The sequence below is a fragment of the Allobosea sp. GW823-FHT01F03 genome (assembly GCF_058798075.1).
Map to the genome: position 1 here is coordinate 2,717,022 of NZ_CM179505.1, position 23,827 is coordinate 2,740,848.

The 23,827-nt window shown below is 65.5% G+C and carries 19 protein-coding genes and 3 tRNA genes; 20 read left to right on the top strand and 2 right to left on the bottom strand.

The window, feature by feature from the left end; genetic code table 11:
• Window positions 1–24: 24 nt before the first annotated feature.
• The 3 genes from AC3RCC_RS13045 to AC3RCC_RS13055 all read left to right on the top strand — a co-directional run bounded on the left by AC3RCC_RS13045 (window position 25) and on the right by AC3RCC_RS13055 (window position 1,063).
• Window positions 25–603 carry a hypothetical protein gene (locus tag AC3RCC_RS13045; RefSeq protein ID WP_492258660.1) on the top strand — a complete coding sequence of 193 codons (579 nt, stop codon included), beginning with the start codon at window positions 25–27 and terminating at the stop codon, window positions 601–603.
• A 139-nt stretch (window positions 604–742) separates the two neighbouring features.
• Window positions 743–827: transfer RNA gene (locus tag AC3RCC_RS13050), tRNA-Tyr, on the top strand.
• A gap of 162 nt (window positions 828–989) precedes the next feature.
• Window positions 990–1,063 (top strand) — tRNA-Gly (locus AC3RCC_RS13055).
• Between the two features lie 286 nt (window positions 1,064–1,349).
• Here AC3RCC_RS13055 and AC3RCC_RS13060 read toward each other — a convergent pair.
• Both AC3RCC_RS13060 and AC3RCC_RS13065 read right to left on the bottom strand, forming a co-directional pair.
• The gene (locus tag AC3RCC_RS13060; protein ID WP_492258661.1) at window positions 1,350–1,673 is read right to left on the bottom strand and encodes an Rdx family protein; all 324 of its coding nucleotides are present in this window, start codon (window positions 1,671–1,673) and stop codon (window positions 1,350–1,352) included.
• Window positions 1,674–1,847: 174 nt separating this feature from the next.
• Window positions 1,848–1,985 (bottom strand): hypothetical protein, encoded by a 138-nt coding sequence (locus tag AC3RCC_RS13065; protein ID WP_492258848.1) that lies wholly within the window; start codon window positions 1,983–1,985, stop codon window positions 1,848–1,850.
• On the opposite strand from AC3RCC_RS13065, the gene tuf (AC3RCC_RS13070) reads away from it, so the two are divergent.
• The 17 genes from tuf (AC3RCC_RS13070) (at window position 1,917) to rpsJ (ending at window position 23,800) form a co-directional block, all read left to right on the top strand.
• The gene (tuf, locus tag AC3RCC_RS13070) at window positions 1,917–3,107 is read left to right on the top strand and encodes an elongation factor Tu (RefSeq protein ID WP_492258662.1); all 1,191 of its coding nucleotides are present in this window, start codon (window positions 1,917–1,919) and stop codon (window positions 3,105–3,107) included. The two genes, AC3RCC_RS13065 and tuf (AC3RCC_RS13070), sit on opposite strands and share 69 nt — an antisense overlap.
• Before the next feature lie 268 nt (window positions 3,108–3,375).
• A complete protein-coding gene (locus AC3RCC_RS13075; RefSeq protein ID WP_291644373.1) occupies window positions 3,376–4,275 on the top strand; it encodes a dihydrodipicolinate synthase family protein in 900 nt (299 codons plus the stop codon).
• 82 nt (window positions 4,276–4,357) lie between these two features.
• A tRNA-Trp gene (locus AC3RCC_RS13080) sits at window positions 4,358–4,433 on the top strand.
• A gap of 527 nt (window positions 4,434–4,960) precedes the next feature.
• Window positions 4,961–5,155 (top strand): preprotein translocase subunit SecE, encoded by a 195-nt coding sequence (gene secE / locus AC3RCC_RS13085; RefSeq protein ID WP_066480198.1) that lies wholly within the window; start codon window positions 4,961–4,963, stop codon window positions 5,153–5,155.
• Window positions 5,156–5,170: 15 nt separating this feature from the next.
• The gene (gene nusG / locus AC3RCC_RS13090; protein ID WP_291633118.1) at window positions 5,171–5,704 is read left to right on the top strand and encodes a transcription termination/antitermination protein NusG; all 534 of its coding nucleotides are present in this window, start codon (window positions 5,171–5,173) and stop codon (window positions 5,702–5,704) included.
• Window positions 5,705–6,037: 333 nt separating this feature from the next.
• Complete coding sequence (gene rplK, locus AC3RCC_RS13095; protein WP_291644375.1) at window positions 6,038–6,469, top strand: 50S ribosomal protein L11; 432 nt, start codon at window positions 6,038–6,040, stop codon at window positions 6,467–6,469.
• A 13-nt stretch (window positions 6,470–6,482) separates the two neighbouring features.
• Entirely contained in the window at window positions 6,483–7,181 is a 699-nt protein-coding gene (rplA, locus tag AC3RCC_RS13100) for a 50S ribosomal protein L1 (protein WP_291642180.1), read from the top strand.
• Window positions 7,182–7,726: 545 nt separating this feature from the next.
• A complete protein-coding gene (gene rplJ, locus AC3RCC_RS13105; RefSeq protein WP_291642182.1) occupies window positions 7,727–8,242 on the top strand; it encodes a 50S ribosomal protein L10 in 516 nt (171 codons plus the stop codon).
• 51 nt (window positions 8,243–8,293) lie between these two features.
• On the top strand, window positions 8,294–8,671 hold the full coding sequence (gene rplL / locus AC3RCC_RS13110) for a 50S ribosomal protein L7/L12 (protein WP_291642183.1): 378 nt from the start codon (window positions 8,294–8,296) through the stop codon (window positions 8,669–8,671).
• Window positions 8,672–8,912: 241 nt separating this feature from the next.
• Window positions 8,913–13,034 (top strand): DNA-directed RNA polymerase subunit beta, encoded by a 4,122-nt coding sequence (gene rpoB / locus AC3RCC_RS13115; RefSeq protein WP_291642185.1) that lies wholly within the window; start codon window positions 8,913–8,915, stop codon window positions 13,032–13,034.
• 128 nt (window positions 13,035–13,162) lie between these two features.
• On the top strand, window positions 13,163–17,338 hold the full coding sequence (rpoC, locus tag AC3RCC_RS13120; RefSeq protein WP_291642188.1) for a DNA-directed RNA polymerase subunit beta': 4,176 nt from the start codon (window positions 13,163–13,165) through the stop codon (window positions 17,336–17,338).
• Window positions 17,339–17,486: 148 nt separating this feature from the next.
• Window positions 17,487–18,584, top strand: coding sequence for a helix-turn-helix transcriptional regulator (locus tag AC3RCC_RS13125; protein WP_291644452.1), 1,098 nt, complete (start codon window positions 17,487–17,489; stop codon window positions 18,582–18,584).
• Between the two features lie 567 nt (window positions 18,585–19,151).
• The gene (gene rpsL, locus AC3RCC_RS13130) at window positions 19,152–19,523 is read left to right on the top strand and encodes a 30S ribosomal protein S12 (protein WP_066480217.1); all 372 of its coding nucleotides are present in this window, start codon (window positions 19,152–19,154) and stop codon (window positions 19,521–19,523) included.
• A gap of 69 nt (window positions 19,524–19,592) precedes the next feature.
• Window positions 19,593–20,063 carry a 30S ribosomal protein S7 gene (gene rpsG / locus AC3RCC_RS13135; RefSeq protein WP_291642193.1) on the top strand — a complete coding sequence of 157 codons (471 nt, stop codon included), beginning with the start codon at window positions 19,593–19,595 and terminating at the stop codon, window positions 20,061–20,063.
• 36 nt (window positions 20,064–20,099) lie between these two features.
• Window positions 20,100–22,175, top strand: a complete 2,076-nt coding sequence (fusA, locus tag AC3RCC_RS13140) for an elongation factor G (RefSeq protein ID WP_291642195.1) — start codon at window positions 20,100–20,102, stop codon at window positions 22,173–22,175.
• A 55-nt stretch (window positions 22,176–22,230) separates the two neighbouring features.
• Window positions 22,231–23,421, top strand: coding sequence for an elongation factor Tu (gene tuf / locus AC3RCC_RS13145; RefSeq protein ID WP_492258662.1), 1,191 nt, complete (start codon window positions 22,231–22,233; stop codon window positions 23,419–23,421).
• 70 nt (window positions 23,422–23,491) lie between these two features.
• Window positions 23,492–23,800, top strand: a complete 309-nt coding sequence (rpsJ, locus tag AC3RCC_RS13150; RefSeq protein ID WP_043237115.1) for a 30S ribosomal protein S10 — start codon at window positions 23,492–23,494, stop codon at window positions 23,798–23,800.
• The last annotated feature ends 27 nt before the right edge of the window (window positions 23,801–23,827 follow it).

A 23,827-nucleotide genomic window follows, 5' to 3' on the forward strand; every position in this document is an offset into this window, starting at 1 on the left:
ACTCCGTTCTCCGGGGGAGGGCTCATGGACGCGATGCCGGAAGCCGGGGCGATGCGCGCCGGGCGGACGCTGAACCATCTGACGCCGGGGCGCGAATGCGGCGATTGCGTCGCCTGCTGCGAGGTGCTGCGCATCGTCGACCCGGAGGTCGGCAAGCCGGCCGGGGTTATGTGCCGCCACAACACCGGCAAAGGCTGCGGCATCCATGCGACACGGCCACAGATCTGCCGGAGCTGGTTCTGCCTGTGGCGGCGAATCGACGCGATGCCGGACGAGGCCCGGCCGGATCGAAGCGGCGTGATCTTCTGCCTGGAAGGCGAGGCGAGCCACCCGAATCCGTTCGCGCGATTCTGCGTGGTGGCGCGCCCGGTCGGCAAATCGCGGGCCTTGCGCAGTCCGCTCGTCAGAGAGGTCATCGCGATGTTCGTGCGCCAGGGCACGCTGCCGGTCTGGCAGCACCGCCACGGCGTGCGCACGCTGATCTATCCGCCGCCTGATCTCGCCGATGCGATCGAGCGGCCGGAAACCACGCCATTTCAGGCCCTGATGCCGGCGGCGAAGGCCTGGCTGCGCCGGCAGGGCGCGGCGCGAGCGGTGGATTGAAATGCGCCTTGTCGCGGATCGATCGTTTTAGGCGTTGACAGGCGGGCGCCCTCTCACCATAAGTCCGGCCGCGCCTGCCGCCCTTCACAAAAGTGAAACAGCGGCTGCGGCCGGCCTTCGGGCCAGCCAGCGAAAAGGCGGGGGAATGTCCCGAGCGGCAAAGGGGGCGGACTGTAAATCCGCTGGCTATGCCTTCGCAGGTTCGAGTCCTGCTTCCCCCACCACCTTCGCCCTGCGGGACGAAGCAGGCGCGCCTTCCTGAAAGACGCGCCGAACGACCAGGCGGTGACAGCGCAGCGCTTTCACCGCGACGTCCGCGGCCCTTGCCGGCAGCTGGCGATGACGGGTTGACACCGGGCCGCGCGATGCGGAACTTGTCGCCCTGCGCGGGTGTAGCTCAATGGTAGAGCAGCAGCCTTCCAAGCTGAATACCCGGGTTCGATTCCCGGTACCCGCTCCAATCTCTCTCCCGATGTTCCAGCTTTGCGCGCCGCGCCGCGACGATGGCCGTTTCGCGGTGATGCCGCGAGCGTGAGGGCCGACCGAATCGAGGCGGATTGCGCCCGCCGGACAACCGACGTGATCGCGCGGCGCGCCCGCACGGCCGATATCGGCATTTCAAGAACAAGAAGTTCAGCGAGCTCAGCGGCGACTCCGTCTATGTCGGCTTCGGCATGTGATGCGGGCCGATCCCGGCTGCGCCCGCCTCGACCGAGCCGAGGCAGGCAGTCTGGCAGTTCGCGCGCTCAGGCCTCGGTGGCTTGCGCCTTGTGGCCGTCAAGATGGCCGAGGTCGCGGGCCGGGTCGAGCCGGTCGCGGACGCGCTGCTTGAGCTGCTTCACATCGGGGAAGCCGCCATCGACCGTCCGGTCCCAGATCAGCTCGCCGTCATAGTGGATCTGGAAAATGCCGCCGGTGCGCGGGATCAGTACGACCTCGCCGAGATCCTGGCCGAAGGTCTGGAGCAGTTCCTGCGCCATCCAGGCCGAGCGCAGCAGCCAATTGCACATGCTGCAATAGGTGATGGCGATGCGGGGCAGGGGCTTGGGGGCGGATGTGGTGACGGTCATGGCGGAGGCTCCGGGGACGCGAGGTGGCGCTGGTGGCGCCGTTTTGCGCCTGCGGGCCTCGCTTGCCAAGCGGCCGGGCGCGGCTCCGGACGGGGAAAGGAGCGGCCACCGCAAGGGCGTGACGGCACGGCGTTGCGGGACGGGGCGATCCGGCAGGCCGGAGCGCTTGCATCGTCAGGCAAAAACCCCTAATTCCACCGCGCTTTCCGGCCCCCAGCGGCCGCCTTCGAGGATAAAGGTGTCATGGCCAAAGAGAAGTTCTCCCGCACGAAGCCGCACTGCAACATCGGCACGATTGGTCACGTTGACCATGGCAAGACGTCTTTGACGGCTGCGATCACGAAGGTTCTGGCGGAGGCTGGCGGCGCTTCGTTCACGGCTTATGACCAGATCGACAAGGCTCCTGAGGAGAAGGCGCGCGGGATCACGATCTCGACGTCGCATGTCGAGTACGAGACGCCTGCGCGTCACTATGCTCACGTCGACTGCCCCGGTCACGCCGACTATGTGAAGAACATGATCACGGGCGCGGCGCAGATGGACGGCGCGATCCTTGTTGTTTCGGCTGCCGACGGCCCGATGCCGCAGACCCGCGAGCACATCCTGCTGGCGCGCCAGGTCGGCGTTCCCGCGCTTGTGGTGTTCATGAACAAGGTCGACCTGGTCGACGACGCCGAGCTGCTCGAGCTGGTCGAGATGGAGATCCGCGAGCTTCTGTCGAAGTACGATTTCCCGGGCGACGACATTCCGATCACCAAGGGCTCGGCCAAGGCCGCGCTGGACGGCGTGACGCCTGAGATCGGGCATGACGCGGTGATCGCGCTGATGAAGACGGTGGACGACTACATCCCGCAGCCTGAGCGTCCGATCGACCAGCCGTTCCTGATGCCGGTGGAAGACGTGTTCTCGATCTCTGGCCGCGGCACGGTCGTGACCGGTCGCGTCGAGCGCGGCATCGTCAAGGTCGGCGAGGAAATCGAGATCGTCGGTCTGAAGGACACGGTGAAGACGACCGTCACGGGCGTCGAGATGTTCCGCAAGCTGCTGGACCAGGGCCAGGCCGGCGACAACATCGGCGCGCTGCTGCGCGGCACGAAGCGCGAGGACGTCGAGCGCGGCCAGGTGCTGTGCAAGCCGGGCTCGGTGAAGCCGCACACCAAGTTCAAGGCCGAGGCCTACATCCTGACCAAGGAAGAGGGCGGTCGCCACACCCCGTTCTTCACCAATTACCGCCCGCAGTTCTACTTCCGCACGACGGACGTGACCGGCGTGGTGCACCTGCCGGAAGGCACGGAGATGGTGATGCCGGGCGACAACATCTCGATGGAAGTGCACCTGATCGTGCCGATCGCGATGGAAGAGAAGCTGCGCTTCGCCATCCGTGAAGGCGGCCGCACCGTCGGTGCCGGCGTCGTCGCAACGATCCTCGCCTGATCGAAGCAACAACGACGTTCGCGGAAACCGCAAACTTTGCGGTGCAGGCGTCGTCGCTACGATCCTCACGTAAGCGCAAGGCATCGCCCCGGCCTTTCCGGCCGGGACGGAATCCGGGAAGGGCGGTGGCGACACCGCCCTTTTCCTTTATGCATGCGCGGCCCGGGCAGGGCCCCGTCGCAAACGCCGCTGCACGCGCGGCGCGCCCCATGCTCAATGGGGCTGAAACGGCGGGACAGCCCGCACGAATCTCAGGGAGGAATTCGAGATGGCCTTCAAGCCGCCCTTCACCGGCATTCATGCCATCGCCTTCGCGCTGTTCGACGCGCAGGAGCGGCTCGACCGGGCGGCGATGAAGCGCCAGACGGAAATCTGCCTCGGGCTCGGCGTTCACGGCATGGCGGCGCTCGGGCTTGCGACCGAGGTCTCGAAGCTCAGCCTGGCCGAGCGCCGGACGGTGATCGACTGGGTGGCGGAGGACGTTGCCGGCAAGGTGCCGCTCGCCTTCACCATGTTCGGCGGCTCGGTCGCCGAGCAGGTCGAGCAGGTCAAGGCGGCCGAAGCGGCCAAGGCCGACTGGGTGATTCTGCAGCCGCCGATGGTCGGCTCCTTTGGCGCGGCCGAATATATCCGCTTCTTCGGGCGAATCGCCGAGGCGACCTCGCTGCCGGTCGCGATCCAGAACGCGCCGGCCTATATGGGCCGCGGGCTCTCCTCGGAGGATATCCGCGAGCTGGTGCGCCAGCACCCGAATATCTGCCTGATCAAGGGCGAGGGGCCGGCCACCGATATCCAGCAGCTGATCTCGGTGACCGAGGGCCGCCTGCCGGTGATGAACGGCCGCGGCGGGCTGGAACTCGCCGACAATCTGCGGGCGGGCTGCGTCGGCCTGCTGCTGGCGCCCGATACGATCGACTACGCGCTGCGCGCCTATAATCGATTCCTCGCCGGCGATGCCGAGGGCGCCGAAGAGGCCTATCGCGAGGTGCTGCCGGCGATCGTCTTCATCATGCAGTCGATCGAGAGCCTGCTCTGCTACGGAAAGCGCATTTTCGGGGCCCGCGCCGGCATCGAGATCCATGATCGCAGCCCGGCGCAGCGGCCGAGCGCCTTCGGGCTGGAGCTGGTCAAGCGCTATGCCGAGCAGCTCGGGCCCTATGCCGCCTGAGCGAGCCTGTGAACTTTCCACGGCGCCGTGTGTTTTCGACTTGAAATGCCGGCGTCGTTCGGGCTAAGCAACCCGCGACTACAGGGGTGTAGCTCAGTTGGTAGAGTACCGGTCTCCAAAACCGGGTGTCGCAGGTTCGAGCCCTGCCGCCCCTGCCAGGACTTCATCGCGATGAGCGATCGAAAAGGGCGGTTCCACTGCGGTGGAGCCGCCCTTTCTCGTTGCGGGGCCGCGGCGTCGCGCGACTGTCATGGGCGGGGGCTACCGGGACGGGCAATCCCCGGACCCGAGCCATGCATCATCTGCCGCCAGACGCCATCGCCAGCCTTTCGCTCTTCGCCCTCTCGGCCATGGGCATCCTGACCTGGCTCTGTATCGCCTAGATCACCGCGCGTCCGTTTGGACGCGGCCACGATGATCCATCTCACTGCCATAGGCAGTCGGCCTTGCCTCTTCCCCGGCATGCAAAGGCACGCTGCGGGAGGATCGTCTCGAGCGGGCTCCCGACCCGGCTTTCGGGCGCTGCCGCGAAAGCGCTTGGCTAGCGCGCCATAGCGTTGTAAGAAGCGGCTCACGACGGCGCGCGGCTCCCTGAGCCCCGCGCCGCGAATCTTTCAGGACGTACCGAATCGTCGCTTGCGCGCTTGGTCGCGGCGGCGTTCCGGAACCTTAAGGTGACGGCCCGATGGCGAAGACGAACCCGTTCAGCTTCCTGCAGCAGGTGCGCAGCGAAGCCTCCAAGGTGACCTGGCCCTCGCGCCGCGAGACCCTGATCACCACCGGGATGGTGCTGGTCATGGTGCTGGTCTTCAGCCTGTTTTTCCTCTTTGCCGATACGATGATCCGCTGGGGTCTCGGCCTCATCCTCGGCGCGCGCTGAACGGAACCCACGAACGTGAACACTCGCTGGTACATCGTCCACGCCTATTCGAACTTCGAGAACAAGGTCGCCCAGTCGATCAAGGACCAGGCGGCGCAGCGCAATCTCGCCGACAAGTTCGAAGAGGTGCTGGTCCCGACCGAGAAGGTCGTCGAGGTCCGCCGCGGCCGCAAGGTCGACGCCGAGCGCAAATTCTTCCCCGGCTATGTGCTGGTGAAGTGCGAGATGACCGACGAGGTCTACCACCTCATCAAGAACACGCCGAAGGTCACCGGCTTCCTCGGGGCCGACAAGGCCAAGCCGATGCCGATCCCCGAGAACGAGGCGCTGCGCATCAAGGGTCAGGTCGCCGAGGGCATCGAGCGTCCGAAGCCGACGGTGGTCTTCGAGGTCGGCGAGCAGGTCAAGGTCGCCGACGGCCCCTTCGCCTCCTTCAACGGCGTCGTCGAGGATGTCGACCATGGTCGCGCCCGCCTCAAGGTCGCGGTCTCGATCTTCGGCCGCGCCACGCCGGTCGAGCTCGAATACGGCCAGGTCGAGAAGCTCTGACGTCGATTCGGGGCAGGCTGCCCGGCCGGGCGCCTCTCGCCACCGAACATGAAGGCCCGCGCCGCATACCGGCGCGGGCCTTCGCATTTGCGGGCATTCCCGGGCGCGTCGAGCCGGAAAGGGCGGTCCGCCGCCGCATGCTGGCGGGGCTTCCCTTTCCGGCCGGGTTGTGCGATAGGGCGCCCCTCACATGCGTGGGAGGTCGGCCGGCCGCCAACCGGGATTCCCTGCCGTACCACGCTCTGCAACCACCCCGTTCCGGAACGAACTCGGTTTCCGGATGGGGCGTCGTCGTTCCGGTAGGCGCCGGGATGGACGGCAGGAGCAGCCATCATGGCAAAGAAGATCACGGGCTACGTGAAGCTTCAGGTTCCGGCGGGCGCGGCCAATCCGTCGCCGCCGATCGGTCCCGCGCTCGGTCAGCGCGGCCTCAACATCATGGAATTCTGCAAGGCCTTCAATGCGAAGACCGCGCAGATGGAAAAGGGCATGCCGATCCCGGTGATCATCACCGCGTATCAGGACCGCTCCTTCACCTTCGAGATGAAGCAGCCGCCCGTGTCCTACTTCCTGAAGAAGGCCGCCGGCCTGACCTCGGGTTCGAAGACCCCGGGCAAGGGTGGCGCCGCCGGCAAGGTCACCGCCGCGCAGGTCCAGGAGATCGCCGAGAAGAAGATGGCCGATCTCAACTGCAACGACGTCGATGCCGCCATGACCATGATCCGCGGCTCCGCCCGGTCCATGGGCCTGGAAGTCGTCGGCTGAGGGGGGACTGAACATGGCTCATGTTGGAAAGCGCGTCGTCAAGGCCCGTGAGGGCATCGACCGGACCAAGCTCTACCCGCTCGCCGAAGCCGTCGCGATGATCAAGGATCGCGCCAGCGCCAAGTTCGACGAGACCGTCGAGGTCGCGATGAATCTCGGTGTCGACCCGCGTCATGCCGATCAGATGGTCCGCGGCGTCTGCAACCTGCCGAACGGTTCGGGCCGTACCCTGCGCGTCGCGGTGTTCGCTCGCGGCGCCAAGGCCGAGGAAGCCAAGAAGGCCGGTGCCGACATCGTCGGCGCCGAGGACCTGGTCGAGGCCGTGCAGAAGGGCGAGATCAATTTCGACCGCTGCATCGCCACCCCGGACATGATGGGTCTGGTCGGCCGTCTCGGTAAGGTGCTCGGCCCGCGCGGCCTGATGCCGAACCCGCGCGTCGGCACGGTCACCATGGACCTGGTCAACGCCGTCGCCGCCTCGAAGGGCGGGTCGGTCGAGTTCCGCGTCGAGAAGGCCGGCATCGTGCATGCCGCCGTCGGCAAGGTCTCGTTCGACGCCGAGAAGCTCTCGGAGAACATCAAGGCGTTCGTCGATTCGGTCTCGAAGGCCAAGCCGGCCGGCGCCAAGGGCACCTATATCCAGCGCGTCGCGATCTCCTCGACCATGGGTCCGGGCGTCAAGATCGAGCCGAACACGGTGATGGGCGGCTGAAGCCGTCCTGGGGCAGGGCGCGAAGGGCCGATTTCCGCGCTTCGTATCCTGCTTTCGCGGCCGCCTCATGCGGCCGCTGCCCCACCTTGCGAAAGCTCGCAAGGATTGCCACTTGGCAGAAGCCGGGGGAGAGGCTATGAGCTTCCCCGTGTTTCCATAAGTGTCGGGGCTTCCGCGTGCTTTGCACGAGGGGGTCCGTTTCGCGTTTTTCGGTGGTTCGCCACCGAAGAATGGATGCCGGGAGCGAGGAAAGCGATTTCCTGGGGCCTGGCGTCCAGTCCTGTCTGAGACTGCAGGTGCTCCCGGTTCGTCCGAGGGCATAATTTCGCCAAGAGGCCTGCATAGACGGTGCAAGAACTCTGCCGGAGCCGAAAGGCGCCGAACGAGGTTCGAACCATCTCGCCCGATCACGGCTTCGGCCATGGCTGGGGACAGGGCACTGAGCGTCGCTCTGGCGAGGGGTCGGTGTCAACCGGCTCTCGCGAAGAGCGGCACGTGCAACTGGCGGCGGGTGTGAAAGCCTGTCGCCTACCGGAGAGAGCCCAGTGGATAGAGCGGCAAAATCTGATGCCGTCGCGACGCTGAACGATGTCTTCTCGAAGACGTCGGTCGTCGTCGTGGCCCACTATGCGGGCTTGACGGTGGCCCAGTTCCAGAAGCTTCGTCGCGAGATGAAGGCCAATGGCGCCACCGTGAAGGTCGCAAAGAACCGGCTTGCCAAGATCGCTCTTGAAGGCACCGACGTCGCGTCCATCAGCCCGCTGCTGAAGGGACCCACCCTGATCGCTTATTCCAGCGATCCGGTCGCGGCGCCGAAGGTCGCCGTCGCCTTCGCCAAGGACCACGACAAGCTCGTGATCCTGGGCGGCGCGATGGGCACGACCGCCCTGAACCCCGATGGTGTCAAGGCCCTGGCCACGATGCCCTCGCTCGATGAACTGCGTGCCAAGATCGTCGGCCTCGTCCAGGCCCCGGCGACCAAGCTCGCGCAGCTCACGAACGCGCCTGCCGGAAAGCTGGCGCGCGTGGTCAAGGCCTACGCCGACAAGAACGCTGCCTGAGCAGCCGTCAAACCCTAATCGTTCGAACCTCTTACATCAGGAAGCTGAAAAATGGCCGATCTCGCCAAGCTCGTCGACGAACTTTCGTCGCTCACCGTTCTCGAGGCCGCTGACCTCGCCAAGATGCTCGAAGAGAAGTGGGGCGTCTCCGCCGCCGCCGCCGTCGCCGTTGCGGCTGGCCCGGCCGCTGGCGCTGCCGCCGCCGCCGTCGAAGAGCAGACCGAGTTCACCGTTGTCCTGGCCTCGGCCGGCGACAAGAAGATCGAGGTGATCAAGGAAGTCCGCGCCATCACCGGCCTGGGCCTCAAGGAAGCCAAGGATCTGGTCGAAGCCGCTCCGAAGCCGGTCAAGGAAGCCGTCGCCAAGGACGAGGCCGAGAAGCTCAAGAAGCAGCTCGAGGCCGTCGGCGCCAAGGTCGAGCTCAAGTGAGCAGGGCCGGCTGATGCCGGTCCGAAACTAGTCGACAAGCACAGTCCCGGGGCGGCTCGCCGCCTCCGGGGCTGTTGCGTCGTTTCCGCGGGGCGGGGCGACGTGTGCAGGGATCATCGCGCAGCGGCGTGACGGTTCATCCAGTTGAAAGTCGGCGCCGAGGCGCCGAACGGCTCACCCGGCGGCCCGACCGCCAGAACCCGGACCGCCGGGTGAGCCGTCCGAGATTGCGAGGAACACCATGGTCAATTCTCTCCAGGGCCGCAGGCGCGTCCGGAAGTTCTTCGGCAAGCTCAAGGAAGTGGCGGAGATGCCGAACCTCATCGAGGTTCAGAAGGCGTCCTATGACCAGTTCCTGATGATCGACGAGCCGAAGGGCGGCCGCAGCGACGAAGGCCTGCAGTCGGTCTTCAAGTCGGTGTTCCCGATCGGCGACTTCTCGGGCGCCTCGCTGCTCGAATTCGTGAAGTACACCTTCGAGCCGCCGAAATACGACGTCGACGAGTGCCGCCAGCGCGGCATGACCTTCTCGGCGCCGCTCAAGGTGACCCTGCGCCTGATCGTGTTCGATATCGACCCGGACACCCAGGCCAAGTCGGTCAAGGACATCAAGGAGCAGGACGTCTACATGGGCGAGATGCCGCTCATGACCGACAACGGCACCTTCATCGTCAACGGCACCGAGCGCGTCATCGTCTCGCAGATGCACCGTTCGCCGGGCGTGTTCTTCGATCACGACAAGGGCAAGACCCATTCCTCGGGCAAGCTGCTCTTCGCCGCCCGCATCATCCCCTATCGCGGCTCCTGGCTCGACATCGAGTTCGACGCCAAGGACATCGTCTACGCGCGCATCGACCGCAAGCGTAAGATCCCGGTGACCTCGCTGCTGTTCGCGCTCGGCATGGACGGCGAGGAGATCCTCAACCGCTTCTACAACCACATCTCCTACACCCGCGACGGCGATGGCTGGCGCGTGCCCTACGACGCCGAGCGCATGAAGGGCTTCAAGGCGAGCGTCGACCTGATCGACGCCGACACCGGCGAGGTCGTGGTCGAGGCGGGCAAGAAGCTCGTCGCGCGTACCGCGCGCCAGCTCGCCGAGAAGGGCCTGAAGTTCCTGCGTGCCAGCGATGACGATCTCTACGGCCAGTATATCGCCGAGGACCTCGTCAACCCGCAGACCGGCGAGGTCTTCGCCGAGGCCGGCGACGAGATCGACGAGAAGAGCCTCAAGGCCCTGCTCGATGCGGGCTTCGAGGAGCTGCCGGTGCTCGACATCGACCACATCACGGTCGGCCCCTATATCCGCAACACCCTCAAGGTCGACAAGAACTCGCGCCGCGAGGAAGCGCTGTTCGACATCTACCGGGTGATGCGTCCGGGCGAGCCGCCGACGCTCGAGACGGCCGAGAACATGTTCCAGTCGCTGTTCTTCGACGCCGAGCGCTACGACCTTTCGGCCGTCGGCCGCGTTAAGATGAACATGCGCCTCGACCTCGACGCCGAGGACACCGTGCGCATCCTGCGCAAGGAAGACATCTTCGCCGTGGTCAAGGCGCTGGTCGACCTGCGTGACGGCAAGGGCGAGATCGACGACATCGACCATCTCGGCAACCGGCGCGTGCGCTCGGTCGGCGAGCTCATGGAGAACCAGTATCGCCTGGGTCTGCTGCGCATGGAGCGCGCCATCAAGGAGCGCATGTCCTCGGTCGACATCGACACCGTGATGCCGCAGGACCTGATCAACGCGAAGCCCGCGGCCGCCGCGGTGCGCGAGTTCTTCGGCTCCTCGCAGCTCTCGCAGTTCATGGACCAGACGAACCCGCTCTCGGAAGTCACTCACAAGCGTCGTCTTTCGGCGCTTGGACCGGGTGGTCTGACCCGCGAGCGCGCCGGCTTCGAGGTGCGCGACGTGCACACCACGCATTACGGCCGCATCTGCCCGATCGAGACGCCGGAAGGCCCGAATATCGGCCTGATCAACTCGCTCGCGACCTTCGCCCGCGTCAATAAGTACGGCTTCATCGAGAGCCCGTACCGCCGCATCCGCGACGGCAAGCAGACCGACGAGATCATCTATCTCTCGGCGATGGAGGAGGCGAAGTACAACGTCGCCCAGGCGAATGCCGCGGTCGACGCTGAAGGCCGCCTGACCGATGATCTGATCGTTTGCCGCCGCGCCGGCGAAGTTATCGTCACGCCGGTCGACAAGGTCGACTTCATGGACGTCTCGCCGAAGCAGGTCGTCTCCGTCGCCGCCGCGCTGATCCCGTTCCTCGAGAACGACGACGCGAACCGCGCGCTGATGGGCTCGAACATGCAGCGCCAGGCGGTGCCGCTGGTCCGCGCCGACGCGCCCTTCGTCGGCACCGGCATGGAGGCCGCGGTCGCCCGCGACTCCGGCGCCGCCATCGCGGCCCGCCGCGCCGGTATCGTCGACCAGGTCGACGCGACCCGTATCGTCATCCGCGCTTCCGACGAGATGGACCCGACCAAGCCGGGCGTCGACATCTATCGTCTGCAGAAGTTCCAGCGCTCGAACCAGTCGACCTGCATCACGCAGCGCCCGCTGGTCCGTGTCGGCGACATCGTCAAGAAGGGCGACATCGTCGCGGACGGCCCGTCGACCGAGTTCGGCGAGCTCGCTCTCGGCCGCAACGTGCTCGTCGCGTTCATGCCGTGGAACGGCTACAACTTCGAGGACTCGATCCTGCTCTCGGAGAAGATCGTCTCGGAAGACATCTTCACCTCGATCCATATCGAGGAATTCGAGGTCATGGCCCGCGACACCAAGCTCGGCCCTGAGGAAATTACGCGCGACATTCCGAACGTCTCGGAAGAGGCGCTGAAGAACCTCGACGAAGCCGGCATCGTCTATATCGGTGCGGAAGTCGCCGCCGGCGACATCCTGGTCGGCAAGATCACGCCGAAGGGCGAGAGCCCGATGACGCCGGAAGAGAAGCTGCTGCGCGCCATCTTCGGCGAGAAGGCTTCCGATGTCCGCGACACCTCGCTGCGCGTCCCGCCGGGCGTGCAGGGCACGATCGTCGAAGTGCGCGTCTTCAACCGCCATGGCGTCGACAAGGACGAGCGCGCCCAGGCGATCGAGCGCGAGGAGATCGAGCGTCTCGCCAAGGACCGCGATGACGAGCAGGCGATCCTCGACCGCAACACCTTCGCGCGTCTGGCCGAGATCCTGACTGGCAAGACCGGTCTCGCCGGTCCGAAGGGCTTCAAGAAGGACACGGTCATCACCCGCGAGGCGATGAGCGAGTTCCCGCGTTCGCAGTGGTGGCTGTTCGCCACGGCGGACGACGCCCTGATGACCGAAATCGAGGCGATGCGGAAGCAGTACGACGAGTCGAAGAAGCGCCTCGAGCAGCGCTTCCTCGACAAGGTCGAGAAGTTGCAGCGTGGCGACGAACTGCCTCCGGGCGTGATGAAGATGGTCAAGGTCTTCGTCGCGGTGAAGCGCAAGATCCAGCCGGGCGACAAGATGGCCGGCCGTCACGGCAACAAGGGCGTGGTCTCGCGCATCGTGCCGGCGGAGGACATGCCGTTCCTCGAGGACGGTACCCATGCCGACATCGTGCTGAACCCGCTCGGCGTGCCCTCGCGCATGAACGTCGGACAGATCCTGGAGACCCATCTGGGCTGGGCCGCGGCAGGCCTCGGCAAGCAGATCGGCAAGGCGCTCGACGCCTATCGCAAGGCGCATGATTCCAAGGCGCTGAGGGCCTCGTTCGAAGCGGTCTACGAGGACAACGAGATCGTTGCCTCGATGAACGACGACGAACTGGTCGAGATGGGCCAGAACCTGCGTCGCGGCGTGCCGATGGCGACGCCGGTGTTCAACGGCGCCAAGGAGGCCGATATCGAGCGGCTCCTGGAGCAGGCCGGGCTGCACAGCTCTGGGCAGTCCACGCTGTATGATGGCAGGACCGGCGAGCCTTTCGACCGCAAGGTGACGATGGGCTACATCTACATGCTGAAGCTGCACCACCTGGTCGACGACAAGATCCATGCGCGCTCGATCGGCCCGTACTCGCTCGTCACCCAGCAGCCGCTCGGCGGCAAGGCGCAGTTCGGCGGCCAGCGCTTCGGCGAGATGGAGGTCTGGGCCCTCGAAGCCTACGGCGCCGCCTACACGCTGCAGGAAATGCTGACCGTGAAGTCGGACGACGTCGCGGGCCGCACCAAGGTCTACGAGTCGATCGTGCGTGGCGAAGACAATTTCGAGGCCGGCATCCCGGAGAGCTTCAACGTGCTCGTCAAGGAAATGCGTTCGCTCGGTCTCAATGTCGAGCTGATCAGCAACAAGCCGAGGCCGGGCGAGCTGCCCCCGGCCGAGGCGGCCGAGTAAGCCGCCGCGCCCCGAGGGCACGGCAGCGTTCGTTACTCATGCCGGCGGCACTCACGCCGCCGGCCGATGGATCAAAGGCCGGGCAGGGCGGTTTCCCTTGAAACCCCACCGGCCATAGGAGACAGGCTATGAAGCAAGAGGTCATGAACCTTTTCGGCCAGCAGCCGGTGCAGCAGGCGTTCGATGCGATCAAGATCTCGATCGCCAGCCCGGAAAAGATCGCGTCCTGGTCGTTCGGCGAGATCAAGAAGCCCGAGACCATCAACTACCGGACCTTCAAGCCGGAGCGCGACGGGCTGTTCTGCGCCCGCATCTTCGGGCCGATCAAGGACTATGAGTGCCTGTGCGGCAAGTACAAGCGCATGAAGTTCAAGGGCGTGATCTGCGAGAAGTGCGGCGTCGAGGTGACGCTGGCACGCGTCCGGCGCGAGCGCATGGGCCATATCGAGCTCGCGGCGCCGGTCGCCCATATCTGGTTCCTGAAGTCGCTGCCCTCGCGCATCGGCCTGCTGATGGACATGCCGCTCAAGGACCTCGAGCGCATCCTCTATTTCGAGTCGTATGTGGTGCTGGAGCCGGGCCTGACCCCGCTCAAGGACCGCCAGCTGCTCTCCGAGGAGGAGTATGTCCGCTGCCAGGAGGAGTATGGCGCGGATACCTTCACGGCGATGATCGGCGCGGAAGCGATCCGCGAGATGCTGCGCGCGCTCGATCTCGACCAGATCAACGCCGATCTGAAGCATGAGATCGCGACGACGACGTCCGAGCTCAAGCCGAAGAAGCTGATGAAGCGCCTCAAGATCATCGAGGCCTTCCAGGAGTCCGGCAACAAGCCGGAATGGATGGTGATGACCATGATCCCGGTCATCCCGCCGGATCTGCGTCCGCTGGTGCCGCTCGATGGCGGCCGTTTCGCGACCTCCGACCTGAACGACCTCTATCGCCGCGTCATCAACCGCAACAACCGCCTGAAGCGGCTGATCGAGCTGCGCGCGCCGGACATCATCATCCGCAACGAGAAGCGGATGCTGCAGGAATCGGTCGACGCCCTGTTCGACAACGGCCGTCGCGGCCGCGTCATCACCGGCGCCAACAAGCGCCCGCTGAAGTCGCTCGCCGACATGCTGAAGGGCAAGCAGGGGCGGTTCCGCCAGAACCTGCTCGGCAAGCGCGTCGACTATTCCGGCCGTTCGGTCATCGTGGTCGGCCCGGAGATGAAGCTGCACCAGTGCGGCCTGCCGAAGAAGATGGCGCTCGAGCTGTTCAAGCCGTTCATCTATGCGCGCCTCGACGCCAAGGGCTACTCGACCACGGTCAAGCAGGCCAAGAAGCTCGTCGAGAAGGAGAAGCCCGAGGTCTGGGATATCCTGGACGAGGTCATCCGCGAGCATCCGGTGCTGCTGAACCGCGCGCCGACGCTGCACCGCCTGGGCATCCAGGCCTTCGAGCCGGTCCTGATCGAGGGCAAGGCGATCCAGCTGCACCCGCTGGTCTGCGCCGCGTTCAACGCCGACTTCGACGGCGACCAGATGGCCGTGCACGTCCCGCTGTCGCTCGAGGCGCAGCTGGAAGCGCGCGTGCTGATGATGTCGACCAACAACATCCTGCACCCGGCGAACGGCCTACCGATCATCGTGCCGTCGCAGGACATCGTGCTCGGCCTCTACTACCTGTCGATCATCTCCGATGGTGAGCCGGGCCAGGGCAAGATCTTCGGCGATTTCGGCGAGCTCGAGCACGCGCTGCACGAGAAGGTCGTGACGCTGCACTCGAAGATCAAATATCGCTGGACCGGCGTCGGCCAGGACGGCAACCCCTATACGAAGATCTACGAGACCACGCCCGGCCGCGTGATCCTTTCGACCGCGCTGCCGGAGCATCCGGCCGTGTCCTTCGACGTCGTCAACAAGCTGATGACCAAGAAGGAGATCTCCAACATGATCGACGCCGTCTATCGCGGCTGCGGTCAGAAGGAGTCGGTGATCTTCTGCGATCGCGTCATGGGCCTCGGCTTCAAGCACGCCTTCAAGGCCGGCATCTCGTTCGGCAAGGACGACATGGTCATCCCCGAGAACAAGTGGGAGATCGTCGATACCACCCGCGTCCTCGCCAAGGATTACGAGCAGCAGTATCAGGACGGCCTGATCACGCAGGGCGAGAAGTACAACAAGGTCGTCGACGCCTGGGCGAAGTGCTCCGACAAGCTCGCCCAGGAGATGATGGCCCGCATCTCGACCGTGAAGAAGGACGAGAACGGCCGCGACAAGCCGATCAACTCGATCTACATGATGAGCCATTCGGGTGCCCGTGGCTCGCCGGCCCAGATGCGCCAGCTCGCCGCCATGCGCGGCCTGATGGCCAAGCCGTCGGGCGAGATCATCGAGAGCCCGATCATCTCGAACTTCAAGGAAGGCCTCGACGTTCTCGAGTACTTCAACTCGACCCACGGCGCCCGCAAGGGCCTCGCCGACACCGCGCTGAAGACGGCGAACTCGGGTTACCTGACCCGCCGCCTCGTCGACGTGGCGCAGGATGCGATCATCTCCGAGACGGATTGCGGCTCGGATAACGGCATCAAGATGCGCGCCATCATCGATGCCGGCCAGGTCGTGGCGTCGCTCGGCATCCGCATCCTCGGCCGCTCGGCGGCGGAGGACGTGACGGATATCGACGGCAACGTCCTCGTGGCCAAGGGCACGATGATCGAGGAAAGCCATATCGAGAAGATCAACGCCGCCGGTGTCCAGGAGGTGAAGATCCGCTCGGTGCTGACCTGCGAGACCAAGAACGGCGTCTGCGCGACCTGCTATGGCCGCGACCTCGCTCGCGGCACGCCCGTCAACATGGGCGAGGCCGTCGGCGTCATCGCGGCGCAGTCGATCGGCGAGCCGGGCACGCAGCTCACCATGCGTACCTTCCACATCGGTGGCGCCGCGACGATCGCGGACCAGTCCTTCGTCGAGTCCAACTTCGAAGGCGTCGTGAAGATGCGCAACCGCAACGTTGCGCGGAACTCCGACGGCGACCTGATCGCCATGGCGCGCAACATCGCCATCGTGATCGTCGGTCCGGACGGGGCGGAGCGCGCGGTGCACCGCGTCCAGTTCGGCTCGAAGCTGCGGGTCGACGAGGGCGACAAGGTCAAGCGCGGCCAGCGCCTGATCGAGTGGGACCCCTATTCCCGTCCGATCCTGGCGGAAGTGGACGGCAATGTCGGCTACGAGGATCTCGTGGACGGCATGTCGATCACCGAGACGACCGACGAGGCGACCGGCATCTCCAAGCGCGTCGTCATCGACTGGCGCGGCTCGGCCCGCACGTCGGACCTTAAGCCGGCGCTCACCGTGCATGGGCCGGATGGCAAGATCGCCAGGCTGGCGCGTGGCGGCGACGCCCGCTACATCCTGCCCGTCGACGGCATCATCTCGGTGGAGCCGGGGGCCTCGATCAAGGCTGGCGACGTGCTCGCCCGTGTCTCGACCGACTCGGCCAAGACCCGCGACATCACCGGCGGTCTGCCGCGGGTGGCGGAGCTGTTCGAGGCACGTCGTCCGAAGGATGCGGCGATCATCGCCGAGAAGGCCGGCGTCATCGGCTTCGGCAAGGACTACAAGAACAAGCGGCGCGTCACGCTGACGCCGCATGACGGCTCGGATGGGCTCGAATACCTGATCCCGAAGGGCAAGCACATCCATCTCCAGGACGGCGACGTCGTCGAGATGGGCGACTACATCCTCGACGGCAACCCGGCCCCGCACGACATCCTGGCGATCAAGGGCGTCGAGGAGCTGGCGGCTTATCTGGTGAACGAAATCCAGGAGGTCTATCGCCTCCAGGGCGTCGGCATCAACGACAAGCACATCGAGGTGATCGTCCGGCAGATGCTGCAGAAGGTCGAGATCACGGATGGCGGCGACACCGACATCCTGACCGGCGACCAGATCGACCGCATCGAGCTGGAAGAGGTCAATGCCAAGATGCGCGAAGAGGGCAAGAAGCCGGCTTCTGGCGTTCCGGTCCTGCTCGGCATCACCAAGGCCTCGCTGCAGACGCGCTCCTTCATCTCGGCGGCGTCCTTCCAGGAGACCACCCGCGTTCTCACCGAGGCGGCGGTCAACGGCAAGCAGGACACGCTCGAGGGCCTGAAGGAGAACGTCATCGTCGGCTCGCTGATCCCGGCCGGTACGGGCGCGCAGGTCGCCCGCATCAAGCAGGTGGCGACGCGCCGCGACGATCTGATCGTCGGACAGAAGGCGGATGCGGCGGCCAAGGCCGCGGCCGCGGTGCTGCCGGCCGCCGAGTAAGCTCGGCTCAAGGCTTCGACTTATGTGGAACGGCCGCCTTCGGGCGGCCGTTCTGCTTTGGCTTGACGCTCGGGGGACCGATCTGCCTAGATTCCAGCAGCGAAACGCGCCGGGGGGCGAGCGATGTGCTGCTGGTGGGGCTGGGGCAATGGACGAGCGTTTCCTGGAAAGCCTCTATGAGGCGGCAATCGTTCCCGAGCTCTGGCCCGGGGTCCTGAAACGGTTCCAGAGCCAGACGCGGGGGGCCGGAGCGGTCCTGGTCACGGTCGCGGCCGGCCGGGCGCGCTGGATTTCCTCCTCGCCTGAATTCGACGAGGTCGTGGCGACGCATTTCGAGCGCTTCCCCGACAATGCGCGTACGGCCCGGTTGCTCGGGCGCAATCATGCCGGCTTCCTGCGCGACGTCGACATTTTCAGCAGTGACGAGATGGCGCTGGAGCCGGTCTATGCGGATTTCCTGCTGCCGCGCGGCCTCGGCATCGGTGTCGCGACCTCGATCGTCTCGCCGAGCGGCGAGGCCTTCATCCTGCACGCCGAACGCGAATGGAAGGAAGGCCCCGTCGATGCGGCGCAGATCCGCCGGCTCGACGGGCTGCGCCCGCATCTGGCGCGGGCCATGGTGCTCTCGGCGCGCCTGGATTTCGAACGGGCTCGGAGCGCGACGCAAGCGCTCGAGACGATGGGGTTGCCGGCGGCGGTACTGGATCGCAGCGGGCGGCCCGTCGCGATGAACCCGCTGCTCGCGGCGATGCTGCCGGAGGTGGCGCAGGACCGCATCGCCCGTCTGACCTTGACCAACGCACCGGCGGACGCACTCTTCGCCGCTGCGCTCGCGGCGATCGGCTCGGCGCCGGCGGATGCGGCGGTGCGTTCGATCCCGATCGCGCAGCAGGGCGATCGTCCGCCGCTGATCCTGCATCTTTCGCCGATCCGCGGCGCGGCCCATGACATCTTCACGCGTGCCGCGACGATCCTGGTGGTGACGCCGGTCGTGCTCGGGGAGCTGCCCAGCGCCAGCGTCGTCCAGGGCCTGTTCGACCTGACTCCGTCGGAGGCGAAGCTCGCGGCCTTGATCGCCGCCGGCATCCGACCGCGCGACGCGGCCGCGACGCTCGGCGTCACCGAGTCGACGGCACGCACGACATTGAAGCGCGTCATGGCCAAGACCGGCCTGCATCGCCAGGCCGAGCTCGTCGGTCTGCTGCGTGGCGCGCGGCTCGGGCCGGCGGGCGGGCAGGCCGACTGAAGAGGCGGCGGTCACGCGGAAGCGGGCCCGCCGGACAGGCGCGCTCTGCGCAGGATCCGCAAGGCAGCAGGCATGGTCCATGGCCATGCCGGTCAAAACACGGGAGAGCGGCGCGAGAACGAAGGCGGGCCTTGCTGGCCCCGATGTTCCTGCGCTAGGGTTCCTCGGCAGGCTCCCCTCGCGAGGGGGTGCGGGATACTCCGGCGCGCCCGATGGCGCCGTAGAGGCAGGTCCGCCATGCACGGGCCGGAGACTTCGTAAATCCGGGGTTGACGCGAATCTCCGGCTGAGTCATAAGCGCGCCACTGTCGACGGTTGTCGGACACGTTTGTCGCTCATCCCTAGTATGAGCGAATTTCGCGACCGAAACTCCGTCGGAATTCCAGCGTCGATAGACGACATGGCAGGACGCATGAATGCGGGTCACCCGTGTTCCTCTGCATGGCGAGCGCGCCTGAGGCCTCTTTAAAGGGCGCCGATGGCGCGGCTTCGTTTGTGTCATGGCTTCGCCGGCGCCGGAAGGACCATGAGATTTTTCAAAGCGCTCAGGGGAGCGAGAGGCCTTAAATGCCGACAATCAGCCAGCTGATCCGCAAGCCGCGTTCGCCCGTCAAGGCGCGCAACTCCGCTCCGGCACTTGAGAATTGCCCGCAGAAGCGGGGCGTTTGCACGCGCGTCTATACGACGACGCCGAAGAAGCCGAACTCGGCGCTCCGCAAGGTCGCCAAGGTGCGCCTGACCAATGGCTTCGAGGTCATCGGTTACATTCCTGGCGAGGGTCACAACCTCCAGGAGCACTCCGTCGTCATGATCCGCGGCGGCCGCGTCAAGGACCTTCCCGGCGTGCGCTACCACATCCTGCGCGGCGTGCTCGATACGCAGGGCGTCAAGAACCGTAAGCAGCGTCGTTCGAAGTACGGCGCCAAGCGTCCGAAGTGATTTGTGCCGAACCGGCGGGGCAGGGGCCCGGCCGGTTCGCAGTTTAGAGATTTGACCGGAGACTAGACGATGTCCCGCCGCCATAGCGCCGAAAAACGCGAGATCATCCCGGACGCCAAGTATGGCGACGTGATCCTGACGAAGTTCATGAACTCCGTCATGTACGAAGGTAAGAAGTCGACGGCCGAAGGCATCGTCTACGGCGCCTTCGACATCATCGAGGGCAAGATGAAGAGCGACCCGCTCGCCGTCTTCAAGAGCGCTCTCGAGAACGTCGCTCCGGCGATCGAGGTCCGCTCCCGCCGCGTCGGCGGTGCGACCTACCAGGTCCCCGTCGAGGTTCGCTCGGAGCGTCGTCAGGCGCTGGCGATCCGCTGGCTCATCGCCGCGGCCCGTGCGCGCAACGACCGTACGATGGTCGAGCGTCTCTCGGCCGAGCTGATGGATGCCGCCAACAACCGCGGCAACGCCGTGAAGAAGCGCGAAGACACGCACCGGATGGCGGAAGCCAACCGCGCCTTCTCGCACTATCGCTGGTAATCCGTCCGCGACACCCCGGAAAAACAGAGCACTTCCATGGCCCGTTCCCACCCCATCGAGAGCTATCGCAACTTCGGCATCATGGCCCACATTGATGCGGGCAAGACGACGACGACCGAGCGCATCCTGTTTTACACGGGCAAGAACCATAAGCTCGGCGAGACGCATGACGGCTCGGCGACCATGGACTGGATGACCCAGGAGCAGGAGCGCGGCATCACGATCACGTCCGCCGCGACGACCTGCTTCTGGCGCGACAACCGCCTGAACATCATCGACACCCCCGGTCACGTCGACTTCACCATCGAAGTCGAGCGTTCGCTGCGCGTGCTCGACGGTGCCGTCTGCGTGCTCGACGGCAACCAGGGCGTCGAGCCCCAGACCGAGACCGTCTGGCGCCAGGCCGACAAGTACGACGTTCCGCGCGTCGTCTTCGTCAACAAGATGGACAAGATCGGCGCCGATTTTTTCCGCTGCGTCCAGGACATCATCGACCGCGTCGCCGGCAAGCCGGTCTGCCTGCAGATCCCGATCGGGGCCGAGTCGGACTTCCAGGGCGTCGTCGACCTGATCAAGATGAAGGCGATCGTCTGGGACGGCGAGGCTCTCGGCGCGTCCTATAACGAGCGCGACATTCCGGCCGATCTCGCCGACAAGGCCGCCGAGTATCGCAACAAGCTGATCGAAGCCGCCGTCGAGATGGACGATGCGGCGATGGAAGCCTATCTCGAAGGCAACGAGCCGGACGCCGACACGCTGCGCAGGCTGATCCGCACCGCGGTTCAGCGCCGTGCGTTCCACCCGGTGCTTTGCGGCTCGGCCTTCAAGAACAAGGGCGTGCAGCCGCTGCTCGACGCCGTCGTCGACTTCCTGCCGTCGCCGGTCGATCGCGGCGAGATCAAGGCCATCGACTTCAAGACCGAGGAAGAGACCGTTCGTCGTCCGACGGACGAGGATCCCTTCTCCATGCTCGCCTTCAAGATCATGGACGACCCCTTCGTCGGCACCATCACCTTCTGCCGCGTCTATTCGGGCAAGGTCGAGGCTGGCGCTAGCGTCATCAACTCGACGCGCGACAAGAAGGAACGTGTCGGCCGCATGCTGCTGATGCATGCGAACAACCGTGAGGACATCAAGGAGGCTTTCGCCGGCGACATCGTCGCCCTGGCCGGCCTCAAGGACGTCCGCACCGGCGACACGCTGTGCGATCCCGTCAAGGCGGTGATCCTGGAGCGCATGGAGTTCCCCGAGCCGGTCATCACGATCGCGATCGAGCCGAAGTCCAAGGCCGACCAGGAGAAGCTGGGCCTGGCCCTGTCGAAGCTCGCGAACGAGGATCCGTCCTTCCGCGTCTCGACCGACCAGGAGAGCGGCCAGACCATTCTCAAGGGCATGGGCGAGCTGCATCTCGACATCAAGGTCGACATCCTGCGCCGCACCTACAAGGTCGACGCCAATATCGGCGCGCCGCAGGTGGCCTATCGCGAGACCATCACCAAGAAGGTCGACGTCGACTACACCCACAAGAAGCAGACCGGCGGTACCGGCCAGTTCGCCCGTGTCAAGTTCACGGTCGAGCCGAACGAGACCGGCAAGGGCTTCGAGTTCGAGTCGAAGATCGTCGGCGGAACGGTTCCCAAGGAGTACATCCCGGGCGTCGAGAAGGGCCTCAACTCGGTCATCGGCTCCGGCGTGCTCGCCGGCTTCCCGGTGGTCGACGTCAAGGTCACCCTGACCGACGGCGCCTTCCACGAGGTCGACTCGTCGGCTCTGGCCTTCGAAATCGCCTCGCGTGCCGGTCTGCGCGAAGCGCTGCAGAAGGCTGGCGCGGTGCTGCTCGAGCCGATCATGAAGGTCGAGGTCGTGACCCCGGAGGACTATACCGGTTCGGTCATCGGCGACCTGAACTCGCGTCGCGGTCAGATCCAGGGCCAGGACATGCGTGGCAACGCCGTCGTGATCAACGCGATGGTGCCGCTCGCCAACATGTTCGGCTATGTCAACCAGCTGCGTTCGTTCAGCCAGGGGCGTGCCAACTACACCATGCAGTTCGACCACTATGAGCAGGTTCCTTCGGCGGTGGCCGCCGAGGTCCAGGCCAAGTACGCCTGAGCTGACAAAGACTTAAACCGAACACTTGAACAAGATTTGACGGACGGAGGCTGACATGGCCAAAGAGAAGTTCTCCCGCACGAAGCCGCACTGCAACATCGGCACGATTGGTCACGTTGACCATGGCAAGACGTCTTTGACGGCTGCGATCACGAAGGTTCTGGCGGAGGCTGGCGGCGCTTCGTTCACGGCTTATGACCAGATCGACAAGGCTCCTGAGGAGAAGGCGCGCGGGATCACGATCTCGACGTCGCATGTCGAGTACGAGACGCCTGCGCGTCACTATGCTCACGTCGACTGCCCCGGTCACGCCGACTATGTGAAGAACATGATCACGGGCGCGGCGCAGATGGACGGCGCGATCCTTGTTGTTTCGGCTGCCGACGGCCCGATGCCGCAGACCCGCGAGCACATCCTGCTGGCGCGCCAGGTCGGCGTTCCCGCGCTTGTGGTGTTCATGAACAAGGTCGACCTGGTCGACGACGCCGAGCTGCTCGAGCTGGTCGAGATGGAGATCCGCGAGCTTCTGTCGAAGTACGATTTCCCGGGCGACGACATTCCGATCACCAAGGGCTCGGCCAAGGCCGCGCTGGACGGCGTGACGCCTGAGATCGGGCATGACGCGGTGATCGCGCTGATGAAGACGGTGGACGACTACATCCCGCAGCCTGAGCGTCCGATCGACCAGCCGTTCCTGATGCCGGTGGAAGACGTGTTCTCGATCTCTGGCCGCGGCACGGTCGTGACCGGTCGCGTCGAGCGCGGCATCGTCAAGGTCGGCGAGGAAATCGAGATCGTCGGTCTGAAGGACACGGTGAAGACGACCGTCACGGGCGTCGAGATGTTCCGCAAGCTGCTGGACCAGGGCCAGGCCGGCGACAACATCGGCGCGCTGCTGCGCGGCACGAAGCGCGAGGACGTCGAGCGCGGCCAGGTGCTGTGCAAGCCGGGCTCGGTGAAGCCGCACACCAAGTTCAAGGCCGAGGCCTACATCCTGACCAAGGAAGAGGGCGGTCGCCACACCCCGTTCTTCACCAATTACCGCCCGCAGTTCTACTTCCGCACGACGGACGTGACCGGCGTGGTGCACCTGCCGGAAGGCACGGAGATGGTGATGCCGGGCGACAACATCTCGATGGAAGTGCACCTGATCGTGCCGATCGCGATGGAAGAGAAGCTGCGCTTCGCCATCCGTGAAGGCGGCCGCACCGTCGGTGCCGGCGTCGTCGCAACGATCCTCGCGTAACGCTGGCTGATCTGAGGGCGAAGGCCCTTTGCGGGCCTTCGCCTTTTCACGTCACGGAGATAACAAGACCATGAACGGTCAGAATATCCGGATCCGCCTCAAGGCGTTCGATCATCGCATCCTCGATGCTTCGACTCGCGAGATCGTCTCGACCGCGAAGCGGACTGGCGCCCAGGTTCGCGGCCCGATCCCGCTGCCGACGCTGATCGAGAAGTTCACCGTCAACCGCTCGCCGCACATCGACAAGAAGTCGCGCGAGCAGTTCGAGATGCGGACCCATAAGCGGGTTCTCGATATCGTCGACCCGACCCCGCAGACGGTCGACGCCCTCATGAAGCTCGATCTCGCCGCCGGCGTCGACGTCGAAATCAAGCTCTGATCCATCATCGGGTCCTCTGTTTCCGGG

Bases quoted from the DNA above. Each gene is read 5' to 3' on its own strand.
- AC3RCC_RS13045 (WP_492258660.1), top strand. From the start codon at position 25: ATGGACGCGATGCCGGAAGCCGGGGCGATGCGCGCCGGGCGGACGCTG.
- AC3RCC_RS13060 (WP_492258661.1), bottom strand. From the start codon at position 1,673: ATGACCGTCACCACATCCGCCCCCAAGCCCCTGCCCCGCATCGCCATC.
- tuf (WP_492258662.1), top strand. From the start codon at position 1,917: ATGGCCAAAGAGAAGTTCTCCCGCACGAAGCCGCACTGCAACATCGGC.
- AC3RCC_RS13065 (WP_492258848.1), bottom strand. From the start codon at position 1,985: ATGGTCAACGTGACCAATCGTGCCGATGTTGCAGTGCGGCTTCGTGCG.
- AC3RCC_RS13075 (WP_291644373.1), top strand. From the start codon at position 3,376: ATGGCCTTCAAGCCGCCCTTCACCGGCATTCATGCCATCGCCTTCGCG.
- secE (WP_066480198.1), top strand. From the start codon at position 4,961: ATGGCGAAGACGAACCCGTTCAGCTTCCTGCAGCAGGTGCGCAGCGAA.
- rplK (WP_291644375.1), top strand. From the start codon at position 6,038: ATGGCAAAGAAGATCACGGGCTACGTGAAGCTTCAGGTTCCGGCGGGC.
- rplA (WP_291642180.1), top strand. From the start codon at position 6,483: ATGGCTCATGTTGGAAAGCGCGTCGTCAAGGCCCGTGAGGGCATCGAC.
- rplL (WP_291642183.1), top strand. From the start codon at position 8,294: ATGGCCGATCTCGCCAAGCTCGTCGACGAACTTTCGTCGCTCACCGTT.
- rpoB (WP_291642185.1), top strand. From the start codon at position 8,913: ATGGTCAATTCTCTCCAGGGCCGCAGGCGCGTCCGGAAGTTCTTCGGC.
- rpoC (WP_291642188.1), top strand. From the start codon at position 13,163: ATGAAGCAAGAGGTCATGAACCTTTTCGGCCAGCAGCCGGTGCAGCAG.
- AC3RCC_RS13125 (WP_291644452.1), top strand. From the start codon at position 17,487: ATGGACGAGCGTTTCCTGGAAAGCCTCTATGAGGCGGCAATCGTTCCC.
- rpsL (WP_066480217.1), top strand. From the start codon at position 19,152: ATGCCGACAATCAGCCAGCTGATCCGCAAGCCGCGTTCGCCCGTCAAG.
- rpsG (WP_291642193.1), top strand. From the start codon at position 19,593: ATGTCCCGCCGCCATAGCGCCGAAAAACGCGAGATCATCCCGGACGCC.
- fusA (WP_291642195.1), top strand. From the start codon at position 20,100: ATGGCCCGTTCCCACCCCATCGAGAGCTATCGCAACTTCGGCATCATG.
- tuf (WP_492258662.1), top strand. From the start codon at position 22,231: ATGGCCAAAGAGAAGTTCTCCCGCACGAAGCCGCACTGCAACATCGGC.
- rpsJ (WP_043237115.1), top strand. From the start codon at position 23,492: ATGAACGGTCAGAATATCCGGATCCGCCTCAAGGCGTTCGATCATCGC.